Here is a 22,052-nt window from a genome sequence, read left to right as displayed (position 1 = left end):
TTTTATCGATTTGAAAACAGATAGGAACGGACCGCTCGCGGATAAGCGAGGGCATGAAGTGGAAAGAACGATCGCAGTCCAACCTCTTAATGATAATCACGGTCTCATTCAACAAAAATAACTGTAAGCAGCCTCCATTATTTGCGAGTTTACCTACAGTCTAAATGGCTTATTACACTTTTTACAAGCATGAAAACCTCTCACTCTTCCTTCCATCAGTCAATTGTCAGGAACTGAATACGCATCCTCTTGGGAATATAACCTACTTCCTAGTTTTCTCACTTGCATCCAGAACATTTTCATTCAATATCGATGTAATGATATGCTCCGAATCCCATTCATGCTCCGATATCTCTATAAGGGGGTACCGATGGGGTAAAACGAGATTCTGAATTTCACGCACCGTTCGTCCTTGTTCATGCAAAAGCAAAATTTCACCACGGAGGTTTTCCAAATAATCGAGTTTTTTTCTGAACATTTCTTTTCCATTCGGAACATGCCCGGCATGGCAACAAAACATCTCCCCAAAGTCATAGTGAAGCAATCTTTTTATCGAATTAATGATTACCGGAACGGACTCTTCCCGCAGAACAAGTTTTGTTTTTGGAGTGACGAAAAGATCGCCTGAAAAAAGCATGCCGGTACTGCGATTCAAATACACCATATGGTCATGCGCATGACCAGGGGTGTAAATCGGCTCCCATGCTTGGCTTCGGGAATGAACGGACTCCCCAAGCGGCTCAGCTTTGAAAGCATCCCGCCTTCCCCAAAACATTTTACGATAAGCGGGATATTCAGCATCTTTCGCACAAGCTTCAACCGACATCGTATGAATGAATATAGGAACCTTTTTATGTTCCTGAATCCAGGCGGCTCCTCCCGTATGGTCTTCATGATAATGCGTAAGGGCCACTGAATCGAAGTCGGCTGACTCAAAGAAAGGAATGAGTCCATCCATTAAAATCTGAGCGCCCGTATCAATTAGAAGACCGTCCGTTAGAAACACATAAACGCTCATCCCCGACCTGACTCCCCCCGGAATTCCGTGCACACAAACCACATCATTTACCTTCTTAACCTCTATCATGAACCTGCACATCCTTCATTTTATAAGATAGCTGCACTCCACGTTTTTTCTTTTTATTACAATAAATGTATTACCATCCCCCCCATTTGACAAGGAATTAATGAAACAAGAAAAAAAATTATTCTAAAATCACAGAATTCATTGACAATGAGGTGATTAACAAATACTATAGAATATATTAAAAAAAATGAAATATTCCAAAATAATAATTTACTTATCAAGAGTGACGGAGGGATCAGGCCCTGTGATGTCCGGCAACCGCCCCAATCGGGAACGGTGCCACTTCCTGCAGAATGATTGCATTCTGAAAGATAAGACGAGATATAATTTCGCTGCCTCTTTCTGAATGATAGAGACAGTTTTTTTTATGCTTAAGGGGGTTGGCTCATGATTGAAATCCGTTCAGTCAGGAAGGAATACATATCGAAGAAAAACCGAGTTATCGGAGTGGATAACGTATCTTTAACCATTCAAAAAGGGGAAGTATATGGAATTGTCGGCTATAGCGGAGCAGGAAAAAGCTCATTACTTCGTTGCTTGAATTTGCTTGAACGACCGACAGAAGGAAATATCATCATTGACGGAACTGATTTAACATCTTTATCTAGCAAGGAACTGCGTAAGCAACGTCAAAAAATCGGTATGATCTTTCAACACTTTTCCCTTGTCAGTTCCAAAACCGTTTTTGAAAATGTGGCTTTTGCCTTGAAGGCAGCGCATCAATCGAAGGGAGCCATTACGTTACGTGTTTTACAACTGTTGGATATCGTAGGACTCAGTGACAAAAAGGATGTTTATCCCGCCCAACTTAGCGGCGGCCAGAAGCAGCGGGTCGGAATCGCTCGTGCATTAGCCAATGATCCCACTGTATTGTTATGTGATGAGGCCACTTCAGCCCTTGATCCCACTACGACTAAAGCCATATTACAGCTACTGAAGAAAATCAGTCGCGAACTTGGCATCACCATCGTATTGATTACACATGAAATGGAAGTGGTCAAGGAACTGTGTCATCGGGTCGCGGTCATGCAGGATGGGCGGGTGATAGAAGAAGGTTCCGTTTATGAAATATTTTCACAGCCTAAAGAGGAGTTAACGAAAAAATTCATAAGCAGTGTACTGGATTTTGAGCTTCCCTCACATTTGATTGAAGAAAGTGAAGGCACGATCATAAAAATTCAATTCGAAGGGCAAACGGCAGGTGAATCGATTCTCTCCGATACCCTACAATCTTATTCGGTAAAGGGTAATATCCTGCACGGGAAAATCGAGTATATTCAGGATATACCTTTAGGGATTTTGATCATCGAATTGAATGGCGATGCTGCTGAAATCCATTCGGCATTAGCCTATATAAAGAATCGTACCAGCTCTGTGGAGGTGCTAAAACATGTCACTGCTTGAATCCATCATCAATATCCTGCCTGACCTTAATAAAGCATTCATTGAAACGATTTATATGGTGGGTGTCTCACTGGCGGTTGCCCTTCTTATCGGCTTGCCGCTTGGCGTATTACTGTTTACGACAACGAGGAACTTGTTCTTCGAAAATAGTGTCTTGAATCGTTCTCTCGGCTTCGTAGTCAATATTGTCCGTTCCATTCCATTCATCATTCTCTTGGTCGCCCTCCTTCCTTTAACGAATTTGCTTACGGGATCGACGATAGGACCAAAGGCTGCTTCCGTATCCCTCTCCGTTTCCGCGATACCTTTTTTTGCAAGGATCGTTGAATCGGCATTGCGCGAAATAGACAAAGGGGTGATTGAGGCGGCAATCGCCGTCGGTGCCACGCCGTGGATGATCATAAAAGATGTACTTCTGCCTGAGGCAAAACCGGGTATCATCCAAGGGCTTACATTAACGACCATTTCACTTATCGGTTATTCCGCCATGGCAGGAACGATTGGGGGAGGCGGAATTGGTGACCTGGCCATCAGGTTCGGATATTACCGCTATGATAATACGGTCATGATCACGACGATCGTCGTCTTGATCTGCCTTGTACAAATCATCCAAATGCTTGGCGACAAAGCGTCATATTTAGTGAACAAACGATAGAATCTTTCATTTACCCATGATTCAAACCATACATAACATTTTTAGGAGGAAGTTTATATGAAGAAAATAGCTTCGTTATTATCGGTCTGTGCCCTTGCCCTTGGCTTGACGGCTTGCGGAAGCGACAATGCATCCCCAAAAACCGAAGACAAAAAAGAATTGAAGATCGGGGCGACCACCGGCCCATACGCCGATATGGTCAATGAAGCCATCAAACCAGGTCTGGAGGATCTCGGCTACAAGGTGGAAATCGTTGAATTCACTGATTATATCCAGCCGAATAAGTCGCTTGGCAACGACTCGATCGACGCAAACCTATTCCAGCATAAAGTGTATATGGAAAACTTCGCGAAAGAAAATAATCTAAAGCTCTCTGACCTTATCATCGTTCCTACAGCACCGATGGGGATATACTCGAGCAAATTTAAATCGTTAAAAGACATTAAAGACGGCGCATCCTTGGCCTTGCCAAATGATCCGGTCAACCTTGCACGTGCACTTAAAGTATTGGTCGATGAAAAGTTGATTGAAGTCGATCCAGATGTCGATCCTTTAAAAATATCTGAAAAAGACGTAACGAAAAACCCTAAAAATATCCAATTCAAGCCATTGGAATCCGCCCAATTGCCTCGGGCAACGGAAAGTGTCGACCTATCCGCGGTGCCAGGCAACTTCGCGCTTGCAGCAAAAATGAAGCTTGAGGACGCCCTTGTATTGGAAAATATGCCAGATATGTATCGAAACGTCGTCGCCGTGAATACAAAGGATGTAGACGCTCAATATGCCAAGGATATTAAAAAAGTGGTAGAGTCCTCCGAGTTTGAAAAAGTGATCGATAGCAATTTCGTCGGTTTCGGAAAACCTGATTGGATGAAGTGACCGACCCAAAAAACATAATTCGAGGCCTGCGTCCCTTTTTGTGGAACAGGCCTTTACATGAAGGAGAAAAAAACGATGAATACCCTACTGGAAGTCCGCAGCGGTCCCTCCTACTATGCCTGCATGGCTAATATTCTCGATACGCTGGAAACAAAACTAAATAAAACAAACATACGTAAAGTGCTTGTTATTCACGGAGACAAATCGTGGGAAGTGGCTGAACCCTTCTTTCCTGCATTAGAAAATGTCGAAACGAATTTTTTAAAATATAATGGGGAGTGCAGTGATCTTGAGATTGAGCGTGTGGTTAAGTTCGCACAGGAAGAAAACGTGGATGCCTTAATCGGAATTGGCGGAGGCAAGCTGCTCGACCTTGCCAAATCAGCGGGAAACTCCATTGGCAAGGAAATCATCCTCATTCCGACCCTCGCTTCCACTTGTGCCGCTTGGACACCCATAAGCGTCATATATGATAGTAACGGTTCTTATGTGCGGTTCGATATTCATGAAAAAAGCGCCTGGATGTTACTGATCGAGCCAGGAATACTGCTGGACTCGCCTATTGCCTATCTCCGGGCAGGAATCGGTGATACATTGGCGAAATGGTATGAGGGCAATGCACTCGTAGAGAAAATTGCGACCAAGTCCACCTGCATTGAATTGGCACACATGGCCGCGAAGCAATGCCAGGAAGTTTTATTGACACATGGAGAAGAAGCCCTGGAGGATTTGAAAAAAGGAAAATGGACGGATGCCCTTCAGCGTGTAATCGAAACGAATATCGTCACGAGTGGCCTAGTGGGTGGCTTTGGTGACCAGTTCCTGCGAATTGCAGGTGCCCACTCCATTCATAACGGCATGACCTCCCTTGAACAAACTCATCATTTACTGCATGGGGAAAAAGTGGCATATGGCATTTTGGTGCAGTTATTGTTAGAAGGAAAATTCTCGGATATCAAACAGCTACTCCCCATCTACGAGTCTCTTAAGCTGCCGAGGACTTTATCCGAAATCGGCCTTACCTTGGAGCATAAAGCGGAACTACAGCAAATGGCCGCCCTATCTGTAATGGAGGGTGAAGCCATCCACCTCCTTTTCCCAAATATACCCATGGAAAAAGTGGCAGCAGCCATGCAAAACCTTGAAGTCCTTACAAACCCTGCGAGCAACTCCATGAATTAATAGGAGATCCACGACCCACATCGTAAAAGCCATAAAAATAAAGGGTGAGGCATATTATGATTGCAAAATATGCCTCACCCTTTTACTTCCTGTACATTCATCTATTAAAAACGGTCCCAGCCAAAATGATGATGAGCATAGCAAAATCACTGAACACCGCATAGTGGGAAAGATAGGAATAAACGATACGAATAATTGTAATTTTTCTTTGAACTCCCTTTTAGAACCATGAGTTTCCTTTTTTGAAAAAAACCTGGTACATCCTATTCTTTTGAACTTTATTCTTTTTCGCTATAATGATAGGGAGAAAGAAGGTGAAGAATAGTGCTTGAAAATCTTAAACAAAAGTTCCCCAATGCGATTTACAATAAAGCCGATACAGATGACATCTCTGAATTTGTTTGGTTCGAGGACTCAAGGGGAAGCATTCTCGGCATCCCCCGCTTTGAAATCACAGCTGAGGAAACCCGTTTATTGGAGCTGCTTTTCCCGTCTTCCTTGGACCATACCCCTTTCACCACGTTTTCAGAACCATCTTGGAATACTTTTTTAACCGAACCGAATGCACCCTTGCCTTTAACAAGCTGGGAAAACGTGCGCTTCATTCACTTCAAGCTGAGTCATGCCGATTTTTCCCAGCCTGATTTTGAAGATGCCTGCCTTGCTTTCGTGCCATCCGACGCTGCCTTGATCTGGGACAATGAGACGGAGGGCATCCTGATTGAAACGGACAAAGGTGAGGCATTATCGAATAACGACCTGCTTGCCATCTCCTCTACACTGGAAAGTGATTTTTATGTAAAGACGCGGATGTTCACCGGGCGCTTTCACCTTGTCAGCCAAGACCTCCATAACCACCGGCTGCGGGAGAAAAAATGTTTTGCTTTGGCACAAGCTGAGTTGCCGGACTTGAAGGTCACCGATTTGGCCGATATCATCCCCTACATACTATTGAATCGGCAATCTGATGCGAATACGCAATGGTATATCAATCAGATTCTTGGCAAGACCAGGAAGGATACAGAGCTTATCAATACGATCAAAACGTATATCGAGTGCAATTCCAATGCCACACATGCCGCCAAACAGCTTTATATACACCGGAACAGCCTGCAGTACCGGATAGACAAATTCACCGAGAGGACAGGACTCGATATAAGAAACTTTCGGCACGCATTGACTGCTTACTTGCTTATGTTATTGAATGATTGACTTTCAGTATGCAAGAAAAGGATCATTATCCTTTTTTTGTGCAATGTGCACATACTTTTTTCTATACTGATAGCTTAGACTATAGTTAATTGGTACAAGTAATCAGTAGTTTAAAAGGGGGATTTTTTCATGGCAGAGCTAGTATTGGATCATATTTTCAAGATTTATGATAAAAAGGTGACGGCTGTTAAGGATTTTAACCTTCATGTGGCCGATAAGGAATTCATTGTGTTTGTAGGACCTTCCGGCTGCGGGAAATCGACGACTCTACGGATGATTGCCGGCCTTGAGGACATCTCACAGGGTGATTTATATATCGACGGCAAACGAGTCAATGATGTACCGCCAAAAGATCGTGATATCGCTATGGTTTTCCAAAACTACGCTTTATATCCCCATATGTCCGTCTATGACAATATGGCATTCGGATTAAAACTCAGGAAAACGCCAAAAGCGGAAATTAAGCAAAGGGTCACTGAAGCGGCAAGGATCCTTGGTCTTGAAGAATATCTAAACAGAAAACCTAAAGCGCTTTCAGGCGGGCAGCGCCAACGTGTGGCACTTGGCCGTGCAATAGTAAGGGACGCAAAAGTTTTCTTGATGGATGAGCCATTATCCAATCTTGACGCAAAACTCCGGGTCCAAATGCGCGCGGAAATAGCCAAGCTACATAAACGCCTTGACACAACGACGATATATGTCACACATGACCAAACGGAAGCGATGACGATGGCGACAAGGCTTGTCGTCATGAAGGACGGGATCATCCAACAGGTCGGTGCCCCAAAAGACGTATATGAGAAACCGATCAACGTTTTCGTCGGAGGCTTTATTGGATCACCTGCCATGAACTTCTTCAACGGGACATTAAAAGAAGGCTTCATCAAAATGGGTGAGCAAACGTTTGAGATACCTGCAGCGAAAATGAGAATGCTGCGTGATCAAGGCTATGTCGGAAAAGATATCATCCTTGGCATCAGGCCGGAGGATTTCCATAATGAAGGTGAATACTTCACGGATTCCCCGAATGCCCTATTCAAAACCCACATCGATGTGGCAGAACTCATGGGGGCGGAAATCATGCTTTACTCCACGCTTGAAGGACAGGACTTCGTTGCACGGGTAGATGCCAAAAATATCATTCATGCAGGCGAAAAAATCGAGCTTGCCCTCGATATGAATAAAGCCCACTTTTTCGATAAAGGCAGCGAACACCGCATTTTTGTCGAAGAGGACGAACAGATGCAGGAAGGTTTGAAATTGTCTGCTAACTAAACATAAAAAAATACCCGTTCATGAACGGGTATTTTTTTATGTTTAGCCGGGATTCAAGGACTCTCCTATTCCTGAACCAATACCACTTCATCATGTCCGCATTCAGGGCATTTCATAAGGTGTGGGCATTGGCCTTTTTGTAAGGATTGGGGGCAGCCGTCATTTAGCTTAAGTGTATCGATATCCATATAAGCACTGTATTCATCAGCGTAATCCATGAATTTCCCTTTATCGTCAAGATCATTGCCGCATTCGGGGCAATTCACATGGATTTTTCTCAGACCGTTGCAAAGCGGGCATAAAGACATTGTTTTTCCTCCATTTCCAGCCTTTGATCCTTAGTATTTGTTGATAGGATGATTTTAACACATTGAAACACCCTCCCAAAAGAAACAGTGGGAGGGCATTCTTCTGCTATTATTTATTGACCATGTTAGCTGGGTCGACCCATGCATTGAATTCATCTTCCGTCAGGAATTCCAATTTTAACGCCGCTTCTTTAAGAGTTGAGTTGTCCTTGAATGCAGTTTTGGCAATTTTGGCCGCTTTTTCATAACCTATGTGCGGGTTCAACGCCGTTACAAGCATCAGCGAACGGTCTACATTTTCTTTGATTTTATCTTCATTGGCAGTGATGCCGACTGCACAGTTATCGTTGAAGGAATGAATGCCGTCCGTCAATAATTTAACCGTTTGCAGGAAGTTGTAGATGATGACCGGTTTGAATACGTTCAATTCGAAGTTTCCTTGGCTGGCTGCAAAACCAATCGTGGCATCGTTACCAACTATTTGTGTTGCAATCATGGTAAGCGCTTCACTTTGGGTTGGATTGACCTTCCCTGGCATGATGGAGCTTCCTGGTTCATTTTCCGGGATGGCAATTTCACCAATTCCGCTTCTAGGGCCGCTTGCCAGCCATCTGACATCGTTGGCAATTTTCATTAAATCCGCTGCCAATGCTTTCAGTGCGCCATGGGCATACACGATTTCATTATGGCTTGTCAGGGCATGGAACTTATTATCCGATGTGACAAATGGATGTCCTGTATCCGCAGCGATTTGTTTTGCGGAAAGTCCAGGGAATTCTTTTTTTGTATTGATTCCGGTTCCAACAGCCGTTCCGCCCAGCGCTAGGTTCAATAATTTTTGGCTGCTTTCCTCAATCATCTCCAGGTCTTTATCAAGCATCGCTTTCCAACCGGATATTTCTTGTCCTAAAGTTAACGGTGTTGCATCTTGAAGATGTGTACGGCCAATTTTCACGACATCCCAAAATTCTTTTTCTTTTGCATCAAATGTATCTCTTAGTACTTTGATCGCAGGGACCAGCTTTTCAGCAACTTCCATGAAGGCTGCAATATGCATGGCAGTAGGGAATGTATCATTGGAGCTTTGGGCTTTGTTAACGTCATCATTCGGATGAAGGGCAACAGATTCCCCTATTTCTTTTAACCATTCATTTCCTTTGTTAGCGACCACTTCATTCACGTTCATATTACTTTGCGTGCCGCTCCCCGTTTGCCAGACAACAAGCGGAAAATGTTCATCAAGCGTACCTTCGAGGATTTCACCGCATATCTTGACGATGGCATTCTTTTTCACTTCCGATAAATCACCAAGATCATAGTTCACCTTCGCTGCAGCCTGCTTAACGTATGCAAACGCACGCACCAATTCAATCGGCATTCTTTCGTTACCGATTTTGAAATTGTTCCGGCTTCTCTCGGTCTGTGCTCCCCAATATTTATCAGCAGGCACTTTCACTTCACCCATCGTATCTCGTTCGATTCTGTATTCCATGTGTTCTCCTCCTATGGTTGCACTATTCATCGAAGATCTTATGTATTAATAAATGAATAATGTCGTAATATTCTTTCTCTCCATCCATTGTACAAACATTATTATTTTAAAGCAAAAAAAACCGGTCAAGCCTGTTCTTTTTTCTAAAGGGATCATTCAGGTTTCACTTGAAGGCTACTTCGCCTACATTTCCAGTTTTTTTTATTAACGTAAAACGTTGCCACGCTGGGTTTCAATAGGTACATCCATGCAATCCCTTACCAAATTCTCCTTGACAGTATTTTGTATATATAGTAAATTCAAAAGAAATTGAATAATCTAAACTCTTATCGAGAGAGGTAGAGGGAATGGCCCGATGACACCTCAGCAACCTTCATTTGTTCCAACGAATGAAAAGGTGCTAATTCCACAAGTTTTTGAACTTGGAAGATAAGAAGAATGACTCGTCACCATTTAATCAAAGTCTTCTTCTTAAAGAAGACTTTTTTTTATTTTTATTACGCAAAGGAGCAGTGAAAATTATGTACAAAACTGAAACATATCTTGCTCAATTAGGAAATCGCAGTGAAACGGCGACAGGAACGGTCAATCCTCCCGTCTATTTCTCGACAGCCTTTCGTCACGAAGGGATTGGCCAATCGACTGGCTTCGATTATACAAGGACAGGTAATCCCACACGCCAACTATTGGAACGTTCGATCGCCGATCTCGAAAAAGGCGATCAAGGTTATGCCTGCAGCTCGGGGATGGCCGCCATTTCTACGATACTGGCGCTTTTCAAATCGGGTGATGCTTGGATTGTCAGCGAAGACCTTTATGGCGGTACATATCGTCTCTTGGAACAAGGCTTTAAGAAATGGGGATTGAAGTGTGACTATGTAAACACATGTTGTTTGGAGGATATCGAGAATGCCATCACTCCTCACACGAAAGCCATCTTCATCGAAACTCCCACTAATCCCCTTATGCAGCAAACGGATATTGGCGCCATTGCCGCATTGGCCAAACGATTCAATGTATTGCTGATCGTTGATAATACTTTTTACACGCCTCTCATTCAAAAGCCCATCCTACTTGGCGCCGATATCGTGATTCACAGCGCAACCAAGTATCTCGGCGGCCATAACGATGTACTCGCCGGACTGATCGTGGCTAGCGGCGCGGAATTATGCGAATCACTAGCCTTCCATCATAATGGCACAGGAGCTGTGTTGAGCCCCTTTGATTCATGGTTGTTGATGCGCGGAATGAAAACTCTTGCACTTCGGATGGAACGCCATGAAAAGAATGCGAAGATACTTGTTGATTACTTGTCGGAGCATGATTGTGTAACGGACGTATTGTATCCCGGAAGAGGCGGCATGATTTCTTTCCGGATCATCGATGAAGACGCTGTCAACCCATTTTTACAATCGCTCTCACTGATTTCGTTTGCAGAAAGCCTTGGCGGTGTTGAAAGCTTCATCACGTACCCGGCCACACAAACACATGCCGATATACCTCTTGAGGTCAGGACGGCGAACGGGGTTTGTAATCGCCTTCTCCGCTTTTCCGTAGGCATCGAAGACAGCGGAGATTTGATTTCCGACTTGCAGCAAGCATTCGCGCATGTAAAAAGGGAGGCACTTCGATGACAGATCATGATTTTAGCTTTGAAACCAAATTGCTTCATAATCAACATAAATTCGATGCAACGACTGGCGGTGTGAGCGTTCCGATTCAGCACGCCTCCACTTTCCATCAATCCGATATCGATCAATTCGGCAAATATGATTACAGCCGAAGCGGGAATCCGACTCGCGAAGCGTTGGAAGAAATCATTGCCGAACTTGAAGAAGGCACACATGGCTTCGCCTTTTCCTCAGGTATGGCGGCCATTTCAACAGCTTTTCTGCTGTTATCTGCCGGGGACCATATCATCATTTCCGAAGATGTGTACGGGGGAACGTTCAGGATGGTCACCACAGTCCTGACCCGTTTCAAAATTGAACATACTTTCGTTGATATGACGGACCTCGAAAGCATCGAAGCGGCCGTTAAGCCAAATACGAGGGCCATTTACATCGAAACGCCTTCAAATCCATTGCTGAAAGTGACCGATATTTCCGCCGTATGTGATATCGCCAAAAAAATTGGTGCCTTAAGCTTTGTCGATAATACATTCTTGACGCCAGCACTGCAAAAGCCTTTAACACTTGGCGCTGATGTTGTCCTTCATAGTGCTACGAAGTTCTTGTCCGGGCATAGTGATGTAGTAGCTGGGCTTGCAGTGGTAAAAGACCCTATATTGGCGCAAAGGCTCGGTGCCCTCCAAAACTCCTTCGGGGCCGTTCTTGGTGTTCAGGACGCCTGGCTTGTGATGAGGGGGCTGAAAACCTTGTCCGTAAGAATGGATCACTCCCAAAAAGGGGCTGAAAAAATTGCCGCCTACTTGAAGAAACATCACTTGGTGAAAAAGGTTTATTATCCTGGACTTGCGGATCATCCCCAGCATGCCATCCAGAAGAGTCAATCGCTTGGGGCGGGAGCGGTCCTTTCCTTTGAATTGGCAAGCGAGGAAATTTTCCGTTCGTTCGTGAACACCGTTGAACTCCCTGTCTTTGCCGTAAGCCTAGGCGCGGTGGAATCGATATTATCCTATCCCGCTAAAATGTCACATGCTGCGATGCCTGCAGATGAAAGGGATAAACGGGGCATCACCAACAGCCTGCTACGTCTCTCCGTGGGACTTGAAAATCCGGATGATCTAATCAAGGACTTCGATGCTGCACTAATAAATATCGCCAAAGGGGAAGTTCTAGCTGCAAAATGATGAAATGAGAAAAGGTCGCTGCCCCATATTTCATATTTCTATGGGGCACCCTTTATTTCATTCCATAACAATAGATAAGGACCATCGATCGCTCGATGGTCCTGCTATCATTTCTTCATATTATATTTTTCAAGAAAGCGATCCACTCTTCCGCCTTTTTCAGCGAACTTTTGCTTTCCTGTATAAAAAGGATGCGTATCTGAGCTTATCTCCACTTTTAATAATGGATACGTTTGACCGTCTTCCCACTCGATTGTTTCGTTCGACTTTTTCGTTGAACCCGTCAAAAATTTATATCCGCTGTTCGTATCCATAAATACTACTTGTTGATAATCAGGATGAATATTTTGTTTCACTATTATCACCTCATTGTTAGGATAACTATATCTTAAACGTAATGATTACTATTATCAAGTGATATGCTTGAGTGTACCAAATTGGCACACTCATTATTATTTCCAAATTCGTTAATGATTACTTCATCCTGCCATCCCTTTATGCGGACCAACCTGCAGTTCATACATTTGATAATACTTCCCTTGCAATCCCATTAGCTCCTCGTGTGTCCCCTTCTCGGCAATCCGCCCTTTATCGAGGACGAGGATTTGATCGGCATTTTTGATCGTGGAAAGTCTATGGGCAATGATGAAGGTCGTTCTGCCTTTTTTCAGCACTTCCATCCCCTGCTGGATAATGGCCTCTGTTTCGGTATCGATGCTTGCCGTTGCCTCATCCAAAATTAAAATCGCTGGATTGAATGCAAGGGCTCTGGCGAAGGAGATTAGCTGACGCTGTCCGGAAGACAGTGTTCCGCCTTTTTCGATAACCGGTTCATCCAGTCCTAAAGGGAGATGCTTCAGCACTTTGTCCCCGCCCACATCCTTTAATGCCTTTTCGACCATTTCCCTCGTGATGCCATCATGATCGAGGCTGATATTGGAAGCGATGGTGCCCGTGAACAAATATGGATCTTGCAGGACGATTCCCATATGCTCCCTAAGGGTTTGATGAGGAATATCCAAAATATCCTTTCCATCTATTTTGATTTTCCCTTCACTGCTGTCATAAAAACGGAACAATAAATTCATGATCGAGCTTTTTCCTGAACCTGTGTGGCCTACCAAGGCAACAGTTTCCCCTTGTTTAGCCGAAAAAGTAATGTCTTTTAAAACATATTCATTTTCCTTATAACCGAAAGAAACGTGTTCGAAATCTACATTTCCTTTGTATCTGGCTCTGCTTTCATCACGGACAGCCACACCCTGCTCATCCAATAAGCTGAATGCCCGTTCTCCTGCAACGAGCGCCTGTTCGAGGCTGGCGAATTGATTGACGATTCCGTGAAGTGGATGGAGCAGCCGGCTGATCAAATCGACAATCGCATACATCACCCCTAAGGAAATCGCCGAGCTCGCTGTCATGGATATCCCACCGAAATACCAGACGAATGCGATTAATGCCGAAACCTTAATGACTCCGATCAAATTCCCGCCCGTCAATGAATTTAAATGCAACATTTTATTTTGATAGGAATAATGCTCCCGGTTCAAATCCTCAAACGATTGCTTCGTTTCCTTTTCACGTCCAAATGCCTGGATGATGCTCATTCCGGAAATGGATTCGTTGATCATCCCATTGATATCACTAATCCGCTCCCGGATGATATGATTATATTTCGAAGCGAATTTACGGTATACCTTCGTCCAGATAACGATGATCGGTATAAGTAAAAGGCCCATCGCCCCTGCACGTGCATCCAGGATGAACAAAGCGATGAGAACGCCAATGATGTTGATCGTACTCGAAAAGAAACTGGCGAGCACCGTGACATACAATTCCCTGATCGCCTCGGTATCATTCGTTACCCTGGCCACCACTTTCCCCGCTGGCATATTATCGAAATACCTGATTGGCAAACGGGAAATATGCGTAAAAATATCGTTTCGCATTCGTTGAATGATCCGGTTTGCGGCTTTCTGTAAATAAAAGCTTTGCCCATATTGAAAAATCGATGAAAGGATGACAAGCCCAAAATAAAAAGCGACTAGCTTAATGATGCGTGGGATTTCAGGCTGGTAAAATCCCATCACTTCCTGGCTCTTCAATCTCTCTATCTGAGCTTGGTGCTCCTTCCCGTCTTTGTTAATGATTAATGTTTGGCCTTCCAAGGTCCTGCGCCCATCCATAGGTACTGCTTCATTTACGAAGACAAATTGATTACCCACCTGGAAAACGTGAACCTCCCTGCCTTTTTTCTCACCTTCAGTAAAGTAATCTGCACGTTTATACCATTTATCATCATACTTAACAGCATCTTTTCCTTTTTCCGTTTCATACCACGACGTTTCGATGCCGAGTATATGTGAATCGATGATTTTCTTTGCGACAAACGGACCCGTTAAATCTGCCGCTACAGAAAGTGCCAGCATGATCAATGCACAAATGATCAATTTTTTATAAAGGGCTGCATAATGAAATAGTTTTTTCACGACCTTCATGCCCTCACCTCCGTTCCTTCGTCAACCTGCTGCCGCTCGTATTGCTCCCTATACCATCCATTTTGTTGCAGTAAATTTTCGTGGGTACCTTCTTCGATGATTTCCCCGCTATCCAAAACGATGATCACGTCGGCGTGCTGGACGGCTGATAAACGATGCGTCGTGATGATGGTCGTTTTCCCTGCCCGTTCTTTTTGAATGTTTTCGATGATCGTCGTTTCCGTTTTTGCATCCACGGCAGATAACGAATCATCCAAGATAAGGATCTCCGGATTCTTAATCAAAGCCCTGGCAATAGATATCCTCTGCTTTTGGCCTCCAGAAAGAGCAACCCCCTTTTCACCAACAAGTGTCTCAAGCCGATCGGGAAGCATCATCAAGTCCTTCTCAAAGTCGGCAAGCCTGATTGCTTCAGCCAGTTCGTCTTCAGTTGCATCCATCTTTCCGAATAAGATATTTTCCCGCACAGACCTTGAGAATAAAAAATGGTCCTGTGGGACATAGCCGATCCACTTGCGGATTTCTTCAAGATCCAATTTCTCCAACGGTATGCCGGCAAAAGCGATTTCACCTTTACCTAGAGGATATTCCCTGAGCAATTGCTTCACGAAAGTCGTTTTTCCACTTCCTGTTTTTCCAACGATCCCTAACGTTTGCCCACGTTCAAGTTGCACGGAAATATTGGCTAGATTCATGACCGACGAAGATGGATATGTAAAAGACACTTTTTGAAAATGAATATCTTCCGGGTTCGGAATACTCTCCCGCCCCAATGGATTTGCCACATCCCTTTCATATGAAAGCGTATCTTGAACACGGTCAAGCGAGGCATTTCCCCGTTGCATGACATTGATCAGTTCACCCACTGCGATCATCGGCCAGATCAACATGCCAAGGTACACATTGAACGATACAAGCCCGCCAAGGGTTATGGACTGCTGGAAAACAAGATAGGCTCCATATCCCAAACCGATTAAATAGCTGATGCCGATGATGATTGAAATCGTCGGATCGAATAGGGCGTCGATCCTTGCCACGGCAAGGTTTTTACGATAGACATCCTCGGTCATTTCATCGAATCTCTTTTCATCCTGCCGCTCCTGGACATAAGCCCGGATGACGCGGACACCAGAAATCGATTCCAAAACCTTGTCATTCAACGTACCAAAGGCTGCCTGTGCATCGGTAAAGCGCTTATATATTTTCTTCACGTAAATTTGCATCATCACTGCCATGATCGGCAGCGGGAGCACCGCCGCAATCGTCAATTCCCAACTGATGGTGGCGCCCATCATGACGACGACCGTTATGGTGAAAAGCACCGAGTCAACAAGGGTCAAAATTCCAAAACCAGCTGTAAGCGATATTGCCTTTAAATCATTCGTAGCCCTGGCCATTAAATCCCCTGTCCGGTTTTTCTCATAAAAAGTCGGCGTCATTTTCAGTAAATGGCCCATGAACCCAGACCTTAGTTTTCGTTCTACCAAGTTCCCGCCGCCGAATAACAGATAACTCCATAAGTACCCAAACAGGTAGCTGCCGCACAGCACCAACAGCAAATAAATCACGTATTTCATGATTACCCCTTGCGTCATGTCGCCGTTGTTCATATCATCGATGGCGTTCCCGACGAGCTTTGGCGGGATAACCTCCAAAATATTCACCAGGCACAAAAATAAAATGGCCCAGGTATAGCGCTGCCATTGTTCTTTAAAGAACCAGGACAGCTTCTTAAAAATTGCAAACATGGATTCCCCTCCCTTGTGTTCAAAACCTTTTTCGTCGCTAACCGCTTTCCGGATCTCCTGGCTGCTGCATGACTCCCAAAGTATTTTGTCTCATCGTGCTTCCCCCTATCTATTAAATGGAAAGGATGCTTATGCTCCTTAATTCCCCAATGCCAAAAAGCCTCCGCTTTTTAGCGGAAGCTTTTTTAGATGCGTAAGAACACATATAAAGGCGCAGGCCGCGAAAAATCCACAACCTGCGCTTTGGAATGATCAATGGGCTTCATTTTGAGCTTTGCCTAGAAAGGCATTTGATCAAGGCAGGCGGACGTATGAAAATATTCAATTGAAGTTTTTATTTGCTTAACTGATTTAGTCATGACGTTCGCCTCCTTTTCCATAAATAATGGTAATTTTCAACTTGTGTTTAAAGATTACTACGGGAGTATATTTTTGTCAATTGTGACTTTTCTAGATTATTGCGGTATTATCCTTTATTCTTATAAGAATGACATAACGTAAGGAGGTTTAAGCATATGGATTGGAGAAAATATATACTCTTGGCGGTACCGTTTTTATTTCTATCCATTTTCATCTTGTTTGCCGTACCGGTCCAATATAGGCCGTTATCTTTTATCCCCGTGTTACTTTTCTGGATAGTTTATTATATTTTATTGAGCAGGGAAAAGAAGAAGAAAAATAAAAGATGAAGGAAAATTTTCATCAATCAATCTGAAGGGCGTTGCAAATGCAAAGCCCCTTTCTTGACCTCTCTGCATATAATGGCTGAAAAACACGAGTGGTGATCGCATGTTTTCCCAACTTGCACAAAAGCTGTTAGGCACATCCCCTGTCAAGACCAAGCCTCTCATCGATTCTGAAAGATTCGTCCTGCTAAAAACTCAATTACGAAAAGAGCTATTTCAGCCTGACGAGGAGTCTAAGGCATTTTTCCCCGAGGAAACCGCTCTTGTAAAAAGGATCCGAACCGAAACGGCAGCCTTGAACCGTAATAATATGACGAGAACGCATGCTTATCTTGCCTATTACCGCCGTAACCCCGAGGTTCATTGGGCCCTTTTGGCACATATGGTTTCGAGGAATGGCGGATACCATATGACCGACCTGAAAAGCTCGTCCATGACCCAACTGCTCAGCCAAGAAGAACGGCGGAAATTCTTCCTTTTCCTGGAGCGCGCCAATTCAGCCATTTTTACCGATGCCTTTCCTCAGCTCCTTTTATATGAACATTCTAAACATAAGGAACTTCGCTTAAGAAAGTATTTCCCCATTTTCCATATATCAAGATTCATGGCCCCGATTTGGGAATCTTTCATCCAAGAACCCCATTCGCCCCTTTTGACGACAGCCCTTATCATCAATGAGCAAAGCATGATTCAAGAACGGGTGTTGAAACGTACCCGTCATGGTGAAATCCTCCTAAGGCTTGATTTTCAGCTGCAGGAATTTTTAGGCTTCACGAACGTAATCTTCCCTTTCGTAAATAAGCAAGACGGAATCCGTTCCTTAACCGGCCTTACCGTTGAACGCTTTGCCGATCCAAAACGGCGAATTGAAACGGGAAAATTCCTGTATGAGCTCCTTTTTGAGCACCCTGATGTTTTTCATGGCGTTGGAGAGTTCACGAACGCGGTTCCACACACTGGCTCAAGGATGGATTACTGGGAAAGCATTTATACCTCCGATCCATTTGCAAATAATGACAAAGTCTATAGCCCTTCCCTTCTAGATGCATGGGCAGATCATCCTTTCTTTCCTCCCCCACCGATCGATTGGTATACAAATGAAAGCTTCATCGGGCATTTACAAGACTCCCCGCTAATTAAAAAGGTGGATTTGACCAAAAAAGTGCTTGAAAATGTTAAACATCTCAAAGCCATCAACGAACTGAAAAGTCTATTCTAGCAGGACGAAGCCTCTTATTCTGAATATCCCATCCTCCATTTGGCAAGAATGGATAGCAAAAAGAATGGGTGAAGCAAATGAGAGGCATCGTACTATTGAATCCGAACTATTCGATCGGTGAATTACATATGAAGGATAGCTTTACAATCCAACAGATCGTGACGAACAAGTATATGGAAGAAAACAATATTTCCCCGGTCATACTAAATCCTTATCAGCTCAATCTCCATTACACGATCCCACATGAACTGCTATACAATTTACAGAATAAAAAAATCGATCAAATCGATTGCCTGATAATGCACTCCATGGAAACGTTGGAGCGGTTCATCTATATCTACCCTGAAAAATGGCTCGCGTTATCCGGATATTTCAAAGAGATCATCCCCGTTACCACTCAGACGCCCGGCAAGAAATATGAAGCCAATTAGTTTTGGGATCCGTTGGCGCGGATCATTCATTTCACCTACAAAAGCCCCCTTTTTACGCATGAGCAAGCCATGGACATTCCCCCTTCAAGTGTCTGCCGTGCTTATCGAATCCATCAGAATCTTTCCACATCTCCAAACATTACAATTATAGTAATTTTCCCAATCATAAGATTACGAGTAATTTTATAACTATATAACAATCTTTTGGAAATATAGATAAAATTACGGATAAAGCATAGAAAAATAAGTTAATTTTATATATCATTGGAGATAGGAATTTTCTTATTTTTTACTTTTACTAGAAAGGAATGTTACTGATGGCTAAAGAAAAGAAGAAAAAAACCCCAATTCCTTTCCGATTGAACTTCATGTTCTTTTTAATATTCATTTTATTTTCAAGCTTAATAATCCGGCTTGGCATCGTCCAAATCGTATATGGAGATGATTACCTTCGCGAAGTCGACCGGACGGAAAACGATGTGGCCAATACCCCTGTTCCACGTGGGAAGATGTATGACCGCAACTTCAATCCGGTCGTCGATAATGAGCCGCGCAATGCCATTACCTATACGAAATACCCAAATACAAAAACCGCCGATATGGTGAAGACGGCGGAGATTCTTGCTACCTTGATCGAAAAAGATACGAAAAAGGTAACGATTCCGGATAAAAAGGATTTTTGGATCTTAAAGCATCCGAAAGAAGCCGAGGCGTTGATCACCAAGTCCGAAAGACGGAAGGTAACCGAAAAGAAATTAGAGCAAAAGAATTTATACAAGCTCCAGATGGAGCGTGTCACCGAGGAGAATATCAAGGAATTCACCAAGGATGAATTGGAAGTGATAGCCATATTCCGGGAATTCAATAGCGGCTATGCCCTCACACCGTCGATCGTGAAGAACAAAGATGTCTCCACAAAAGAATTCGCGAGGGTTAGTGAGCATTTGGATGAAATGCCGGGCGTGGACGTCACGACGGACTGGGAAAGGACCTATAAGTATGACGAAACCCTTCGCTCGGTCCTTGGCAAAGTCTCTTCTTCCGAAGAAGGAATTCCGAGTGAGAATATCGACTATTACCTGGCACGCGATTACACCAGAAATGATAGGGTCGGTAAAAGTTATATTGAAAAGCAATATGAAGATGTTCTGCGTGGTCATAAGACGCGGGTTGAAAATGTGATGAGCAAAGGGGAAGTCGTCAAAACGAATACCCTCACGGAAGGGCAAAGCGGAAAAGACTTGATCTTGTCCATTGATATGGAACTGCAGCAAAAGGTCGAAAAAATCATCGAAAGCCAATTAAGGCGGGCGAAGGCCAGGGGGAATACCTACCTTTTGGATCGCGCCTTCGTCGTCTTGATGGACCCGAACACAGGCGAGGTGCTCACGATGGCCGGCCGGCAATATGGACCTAACAGTAAAACAGGCTTGACTGAAATGAACGATTTCGCCCTTGGGAACATTACGACCTCCTATACGATAGGATCATCCGTTAAAGGGGCCACGGTATACACGGGCTACCAGACGGGAGCCATTTCACCTGGGTCTGCTTTTTTTGACAGAAAACTCCATTTAGCAGGGGCTAAACCGAAAGGCTCTTATAGTGATTTAGGGTATGTAACGGATGTCTCCGCGTTAAAGAAATCGTCGAATGTCTATATGTTCATGACGGCGATCAAAATTGCCGGGGGCCATTATATTCCCAATCGGCCGCTCGGGATCAACAGGGAAGCTTATGCGATCATGCGCAACCATTATGCCCAATTCGGATTGGGTGTCCGTACCGGCATCGACCTGCCGAATGAATCGGTCGGGTTTAAAGGAGTCGATATGTCAACGGACGGATTGCTGCTGGATTTATCGATTGGGCAGTATGATACGTATACGCCGATGCAGTTGGCACAGTACGCATCGACGATTGCAAATGGCGGGAAAAGGCTGGAGCCGCGGATGGTCAGGGAAATCCGGAATCCTTCCGACGAACACAATCAGTTGGGCAGCGTTTTTAAATCGATGAGCCCGAAAGTGCTGAACGAATTAGGCGGTAAGGATGTTTGGATTCAGCGTGTCCAGGAAGGTTTCCGGCAGGTTGCCCAGGAGCCAGGCGGGACGGCGTATAAGTATTTTGGCGGAAAATCCTACCGGGCTGCAGCGAAAACGGGAACAGCCGAAGCCTTTTACGACGGACCGCGGAGGAGTCAATATAGTGCTCCCGTCCCGACCATCAATCTGACGCTTGCAGGGTACGCACCTAACAATAATCCGGAAGTGGCATTCTCTGTCGTCGTGCCATGGGTATATCAAGGCAAGCCAGCTGACGATATCAACAAACGGATCGGAGAGCAAGTAATGGACGCCTACTTTAAATTAAAGGAAGATCGAGCAAAAGGTAAGTCCGATTCAGACAAGAAAGCGGAAGACACTCAATAATTCACCTGGGCCTGCTCGATTTCGAGCAGGCCTTTTCATGCAAATTGCCCTATTCCAGCTTGTGAACGAATTCCTTATATAGGGCCCGCAGTGCATCTCCCCTGCTGATGATGCCGACGACTTTATCATCTTTGTCGACGACCGGGATTTTCTTGAAATGATGCTTGGAAAGCACCTTTATCATTTCATCTAAAGGATCTTCCGGAGACAGCTTTGTGATCCTTTTATTTCTTATGATTTGTGAGGCTTTATCGTTCATTTTGGATCGCACCTTTTCATCCAGTTCCTCACCTGGAATGACTGTGATATATGTGAAATATCCCTTGATGGCTTCTTCTGCAGGTGTCAGATAACGAAGGATATCCCCATCCGTCACCATTCCCAATAGCTTATCGTGTTCATCGACGACCGGTACCCCGCCCACTTTATTTTCGATCAAGGTTCGCAAGATTTCCTTTAAAGTATAATCAGGACGGGCAACGTAGACTTCCCGGATCATGAAATCCTTCACTAACATGAAAAACACCCCTTTTTTAAAGTTTGTTCCTATATCCATCTCTTCTTTCTATTAATACCCTAACTTATTCTATTTAAAAACCCTGGCGAACTGAACTGCCTTTTTGCAGCCTTAATATCTCCCCGATAACAGAAAAGAGTCAGGCTGCTTGAAAAATATTGGCAGGTTGCAAGATTATCTTTTACAATGAAACAAGAATGATGGGAGGAATGGCA

Annotated in this window: 19 protein-coding genes and 2 riboswitches; of the genes, 12 read left to right on the top strand and 7 right to left on the bottom strand. The window is 44.1% G+C overall.

The genetic code is table 11. The features are described 5' to 3' along the window. Positions 1–262: 262 nt before the first annotated feature. A complete protein-coding gene (locus tag CVN76_RS26870) occupies positions 263–1,087 on the bottom strand; it encodes an MBL fold metallo-hydrolase (RefSeq protein WP_100533750.1) in 825 nt (274 codons plus the stop codon). A 211-nt stretch (positions 1,088–1,298) separates the two neighbouring features. Further along, a riboswitch (SAM riboswitch) is annotated at positions 1,299–1,405 on the top strand. 69 nt (positions 1,406–1,474) lie between these two features. Between CVN76_RS26870 and CVN76_RS26865 the strand changes: the two genes are divergently transcribed. From CVN76_RS26865 to CVN76_RS26840, 6 genes are all read left to right on the top strand, one after another. Next, entirely contained in the window at positions 1,475–2,491 is a 1,017-nt protein-coding gene (locus tag CVN76_RS26865) for a methionine ABC transporter ATP-binding protein (RefSeq protein WP_100533749.1), read from the top strand. Continuing rightward, entirely contained in the window at positions 2,478–3,146 is a 669-nt protein-coding gene (locus CVN76_RS26860; protein ID WP_100533748.1) for a methionine ABC transporter permease, read from the top strand. The genes CVN76_RS26865 and CVN76_RS26860 overlap by 14 nt, the downstream gene beginning before the upstream one ends. 57 nt (positions 3,147–3,203) lie before the next feature. Continuing rightward, positions 3,204–4,025 carry a MetQ/NlpA family ABC transporter substrate-binding protein gene (locus CVN76_RS26855; RefSeq protein WP_100533747.1) on the top strand — a complete coding sequence of 274 codons (822 nt, stop codon included), beginning with the start codon at positions 3,204–3,206 and terminating at the stop codon, positions 4,023–4,025. A gap of 75 nt (positions 4,026–4,100) precedes the next feature. Continuing rightward, positions 4,101–5,207 carry an iron-containing alcohol dehydrogenase family protein gene (locus CVN76_RS26850; RefSeq protein ID WP_100533746.1) on the top strand — a complete coding sequence of 369 codons (1,107 nt, stop codon included), beginning with the start codon at positions 4,101–4,103 and terminating at the stop codon, positions 5,205–5,207. Between the two features lie 324 nt (positions 5,208–5,531). Continuing rightward, a complete protein-coding gene (locus tag CVN76_RS26845; protein WP_100533745.1) occupies positions 5,532–6,419 on the top strand; it encodes a PucR family transcriptional regulator in 888 nt (295 codons plus the stop codon). A 129-nt stretch (positions 6,420–6,548) separates the two neighbouring features. Continuing rightward, positions 6,549–7,694 (top strand): ABC transporter ATP-binding protein, encoded by a 1,146-nt coding sequence (locus CVN76_RS26840; RefSeq protein WP_061143130.1) that lies wholly within the window; start codon positions 6,549–6,551, stop codon positions 7,692–7,694. 65 nt (positions 7,695–7,759) lie between these two features. Here CVN76_RS26840 and CVN76_RS26835 read toward each other — a convergent pair whose 3' ends face one another. Then, the gene (locus tag CVN76_RS26835; protein WP_100533744.1) at positions 7,760–8,002 is read right to left on the bottom strand and encodes a hypothetical protein; all 243 of its coding nucleotides are present in this window, start codon (positions 8,000–8,002) and stop codon (positions 7,760–7,762) included. Positions 8,003–8,111: 109 nt separating this feature from the next. Then, a complete protein-coding gene (gene fumC / locus CVN76_RS26830) occupies positions 8,112–9,494 on the bottom strand; it encodes a class II fumarate hydratase (protein WP_061143132.1) in 1,383 nt (460 codons plus the stop codon). 323 nt (positions 9,495–9,817) lie between these two features. Further along, positions 9,818–9,930: riboswitch (SAM riboswitch) on the top strand. Positions 9,931–10,015: 85 nt separating this feature from the next. On the opposite strand from fumC, the gene CVN76_RS26825 reads away from it, so the two are divergent. Further along, complete coding sequence (locus tag CVN76_RS26825) at positions 10,016–11,128, top strand: methionine biosynthesis PLP-dependent protein (protein WP_100534204.1); 1,113 nt, start codon at positions 10,016–10,018, stop codon at positions 11,126–11,128. Further along, positions 11,125–12,306, top strand: a complete 1,182-nt coding sequence (metC, locus tag CVN76_RS26820) for a cystathionine beta-lyase (protein ID WP_100533743.1) — start codon at positions 11,125–11,127, stop codon at positions 12,304–12,306. Before CVN76_RS26825 ends, metC begins: the two co-directional genes overlap by 4 nt. Before the next feature lie 107 nt (positions 12,307–12,413). Here metC and CVN76_RS26815 read toward each other — a convergent pair whose 3' ends face one another. The 3 genes from CVN76_RS26815 to CVN76_RS26805 all read right to left on the bottom strand — a co-directional run bounded on the left by CVN76_RS26815 (position 12,414) and on the right by CVN76_RS26805 (position 16,552). Next, on the bottom strand, positions 12,414–12,662 hold the full coding sequence (locus CVN76_RS26815) for a type B 50S ribosomal protein L31 (protein ID WP_061143134.1): 249 nt from the start codon (positions 12,660–12,662) through the stop codon (positions 12,414–12,416). Between the two features lie 123 nt (positions 12,663–12,785). Then, positions 12,786–14,804, bottom strand: coding sequence for an ABC transporter ATP-binding protein (locus tag CVN76_RS26810; protein ID WP_100533742.1), 2,019 nt, complete (start codon positions 14,802–14,804; stop codon positions 12,786–12,788). Further along, positions 14,801–16,552 carry an ABC transporter ATP-binding protein gene (locus tag CVN76_RS26805; RefSeq protein ID WP_100533741.1) on the bottom strand — a complete coding sequence of 584 codons (1,752 nt, stop codon included), beginning with the start codon at positions 16,550–16,552 and terminating at the stop codon, positions 14,801–14,803. Before CVN76_RS26805 ends, CVN76_RS26810 begins: the two co-directional genes overlap by 4 nt. A gap of 515 nt (positions 16,553–17,067) precedes the next feature. Here CVN76_RS26805 and CVN76_RS31290 point away from each other — a divergent pair. From CVN76_RS31290 to CVN76_RS26790, 4 genes are all read left to right on the top strand, one after another. After that, positions 17,068–17,241, top strand: coding sequence for a hypothetical protein (locus CVN76_RS31290; protein ID WP_157805814.1), 174 nt, complete (start codon positions 17,068–17,070; stop codon positions 17,239–17,241). A 100-nt stretch (positions 17,242–17,341) separates the two neighbouring features. Next, the gene (locus CVN76_RS26800; RefSeq protein WP_100533740.1) at positions 17,342–18,457 is read left to right on the top strand and encodes a DUF2515 family protein; all 1,116 of its coding nucleotides are present in this window, start codon (positions 17,342–17,344) and stop codon (positions 18,455–18,457) included. Positions 18,458–18,534: 77 nt separating this feature from the next. After that, the gene (locus tag CVN76_RS26795; RefSeq protein WP_100533739.1) at positions 18,535–18,888 is read left to right on the top strand and encodes a hypothetical protein; all 354 of its coding nucleotides are present in this window, start codon (positions 18,535–18,537) and stop codon (positions 18,886–18,888) included. A gap of 317 nt (positions 18,889–19,205) precedes the next feature. Beyond that, on the top strand, positions 19,206–21,320 hold the full coding sequence (locus CVN76_RS26790) for a peptidoglycan D,D-transpeptidase FtsI family protein (protein WP_100533738.1): 2,115 nt from the start codon (positions 19,206–19,208) through the stop codon (positions 21,318–21,320). A gap of 49 nt (positions 21,321–21,369) precedes the next feature. On the opposite strand, the gene CVN76_RS26785 is transcribed toward CVN76_RS26790, so the two are convergent. Then, entirely contained in the window at positions 21,370–21,837 is a 468-nt protein-coding gene (locus tag CVN76_RS26785) for a CBS domain-containing protein (RefSeq protein WP_198512661.1), read from the bottom strand. Positions 21,838–22,052: the final 215 nt, after the last annotated feature.

It is taken from the genome of Bacillus sp. mrc49 (assembly GCF_002803435.1).
The sequence above is the reverse complement of the archived record's forward strand: the minus strand, read 5'-3'. Positions and strand labels throughout refer to the sequence as shown.

Coding starts and splice junctions, on each gene's coding strand:
- CVN76_RS26870 (WP_100533750.1), bottom strand. CDS start 1,087: ATGATAGAGGTTAAGAAGGTAAATGATGTGGTTTGTGTGCACGGAATT.
- CVN76_RS26865 (WP_100533749.1), top strand. CDS start 1,475: ATGATTGAAATCCGTTCAGTCAGGAAGGAATACATATCGAAGAAAAAC.
- CVN76_RS26860 (WP_100533748.1), top strand. CDS start 2,478: ATGTCACTGCTTGAATCCATCATCAATATCCTGCCTGACCTTAATAAA.
- CVN76_RS26855 (WP_100533747.1), top strand. CDS start 3,204: ATGAAGAAAATAGCTTCGTTATTATCGGTCTGTGCCCTTGCCCTTGGC.
- CVN76_RS26850 (WP_100533746.1), top strand. CDS start 4,101: ATGAATACCCTACTGGAAGTCCGCAGCGGTCCCTCCTACTATGCCTGC.
- CVN76_RS26840 (WP_061143130.1), top strand. CDS start 6,549: ATGGCAGAGCTAGTATTGGATCATATTTTCAAGATTTATGATAAAAAG.
- CVN76_RS26835 (WP_100533744.1), bottom strand. CDS start 8,002: ATGTCTTTATGCCCGCTTTGCAACGGTCTGAGAAAAATCCATGTGAAT.
- fumC (WP_061143132.1), bottom strand. CDS start 9,494: ATGGAATACAGAATCGAACGAGATACGATGGGTGAAGTGAAAGTGCCT.
- CVN76_RS26825 (WP_100534204.1), top strand. CDS start 10,016: ATGTACAAAACTGAAACATATCTTGCTCAATTAGGAAATCGCAGTGAA.
- metC (WP_100533743.1), top strand. CDS start 11,125: ATGACAGATCATGATTTTAGCTTTGAAACCAAATTGCTTCATAATCAA.
- CVN76_RS26810 (WP_100533742.1), bottom strand. CDS start 14,804: ATGAAGGTCGTGAAAAAACTATTTCATTATGCAGCCCTTTATAAAAAA.
- CVN76_RS26805 (WP_100533741.1), bottom strand. CDS start 16,552: ATGTTTGCAATTTTTAAGAAGCTGTCCTGGTTCTTTAAAGAACAATGG.
- CVN76_RS31290 (WP_157805814.1), top strand. CDS start 17,068: ATGGATTGGAGAAAATATATACTCTTGGCGGTACCGTTTTTATTTCTA.
- CVN76_RS26800 (WP_100533740.1), top strand. CDS start 17,342: ATGTTTTCCCAACTTGCACAAAAGCTGTTAGGCACATCCCCTGTCAAG.
- CVN76_RS26795 (WP_100533739.1), top strand. CDS start 18,535: ATGAGAGGCATCGTACTATTGAATCCGAACTATTCGATCGGTGAATTA.
- CVN76_RS26790 (WP_100533738.1), top strand. CDS start 19,206: ATGGCTAAAGAAAAGAAGAAAAAAACCCCAATTCCTTTCCGATTGAAC.
- CVN76_RS26785 (WP_198512661.1), bottom strand. CDS start 21,837: ATGTTAGTGAAGGATTTCATGATCCGGGAAGTCTACGTTGCCCGTCCT.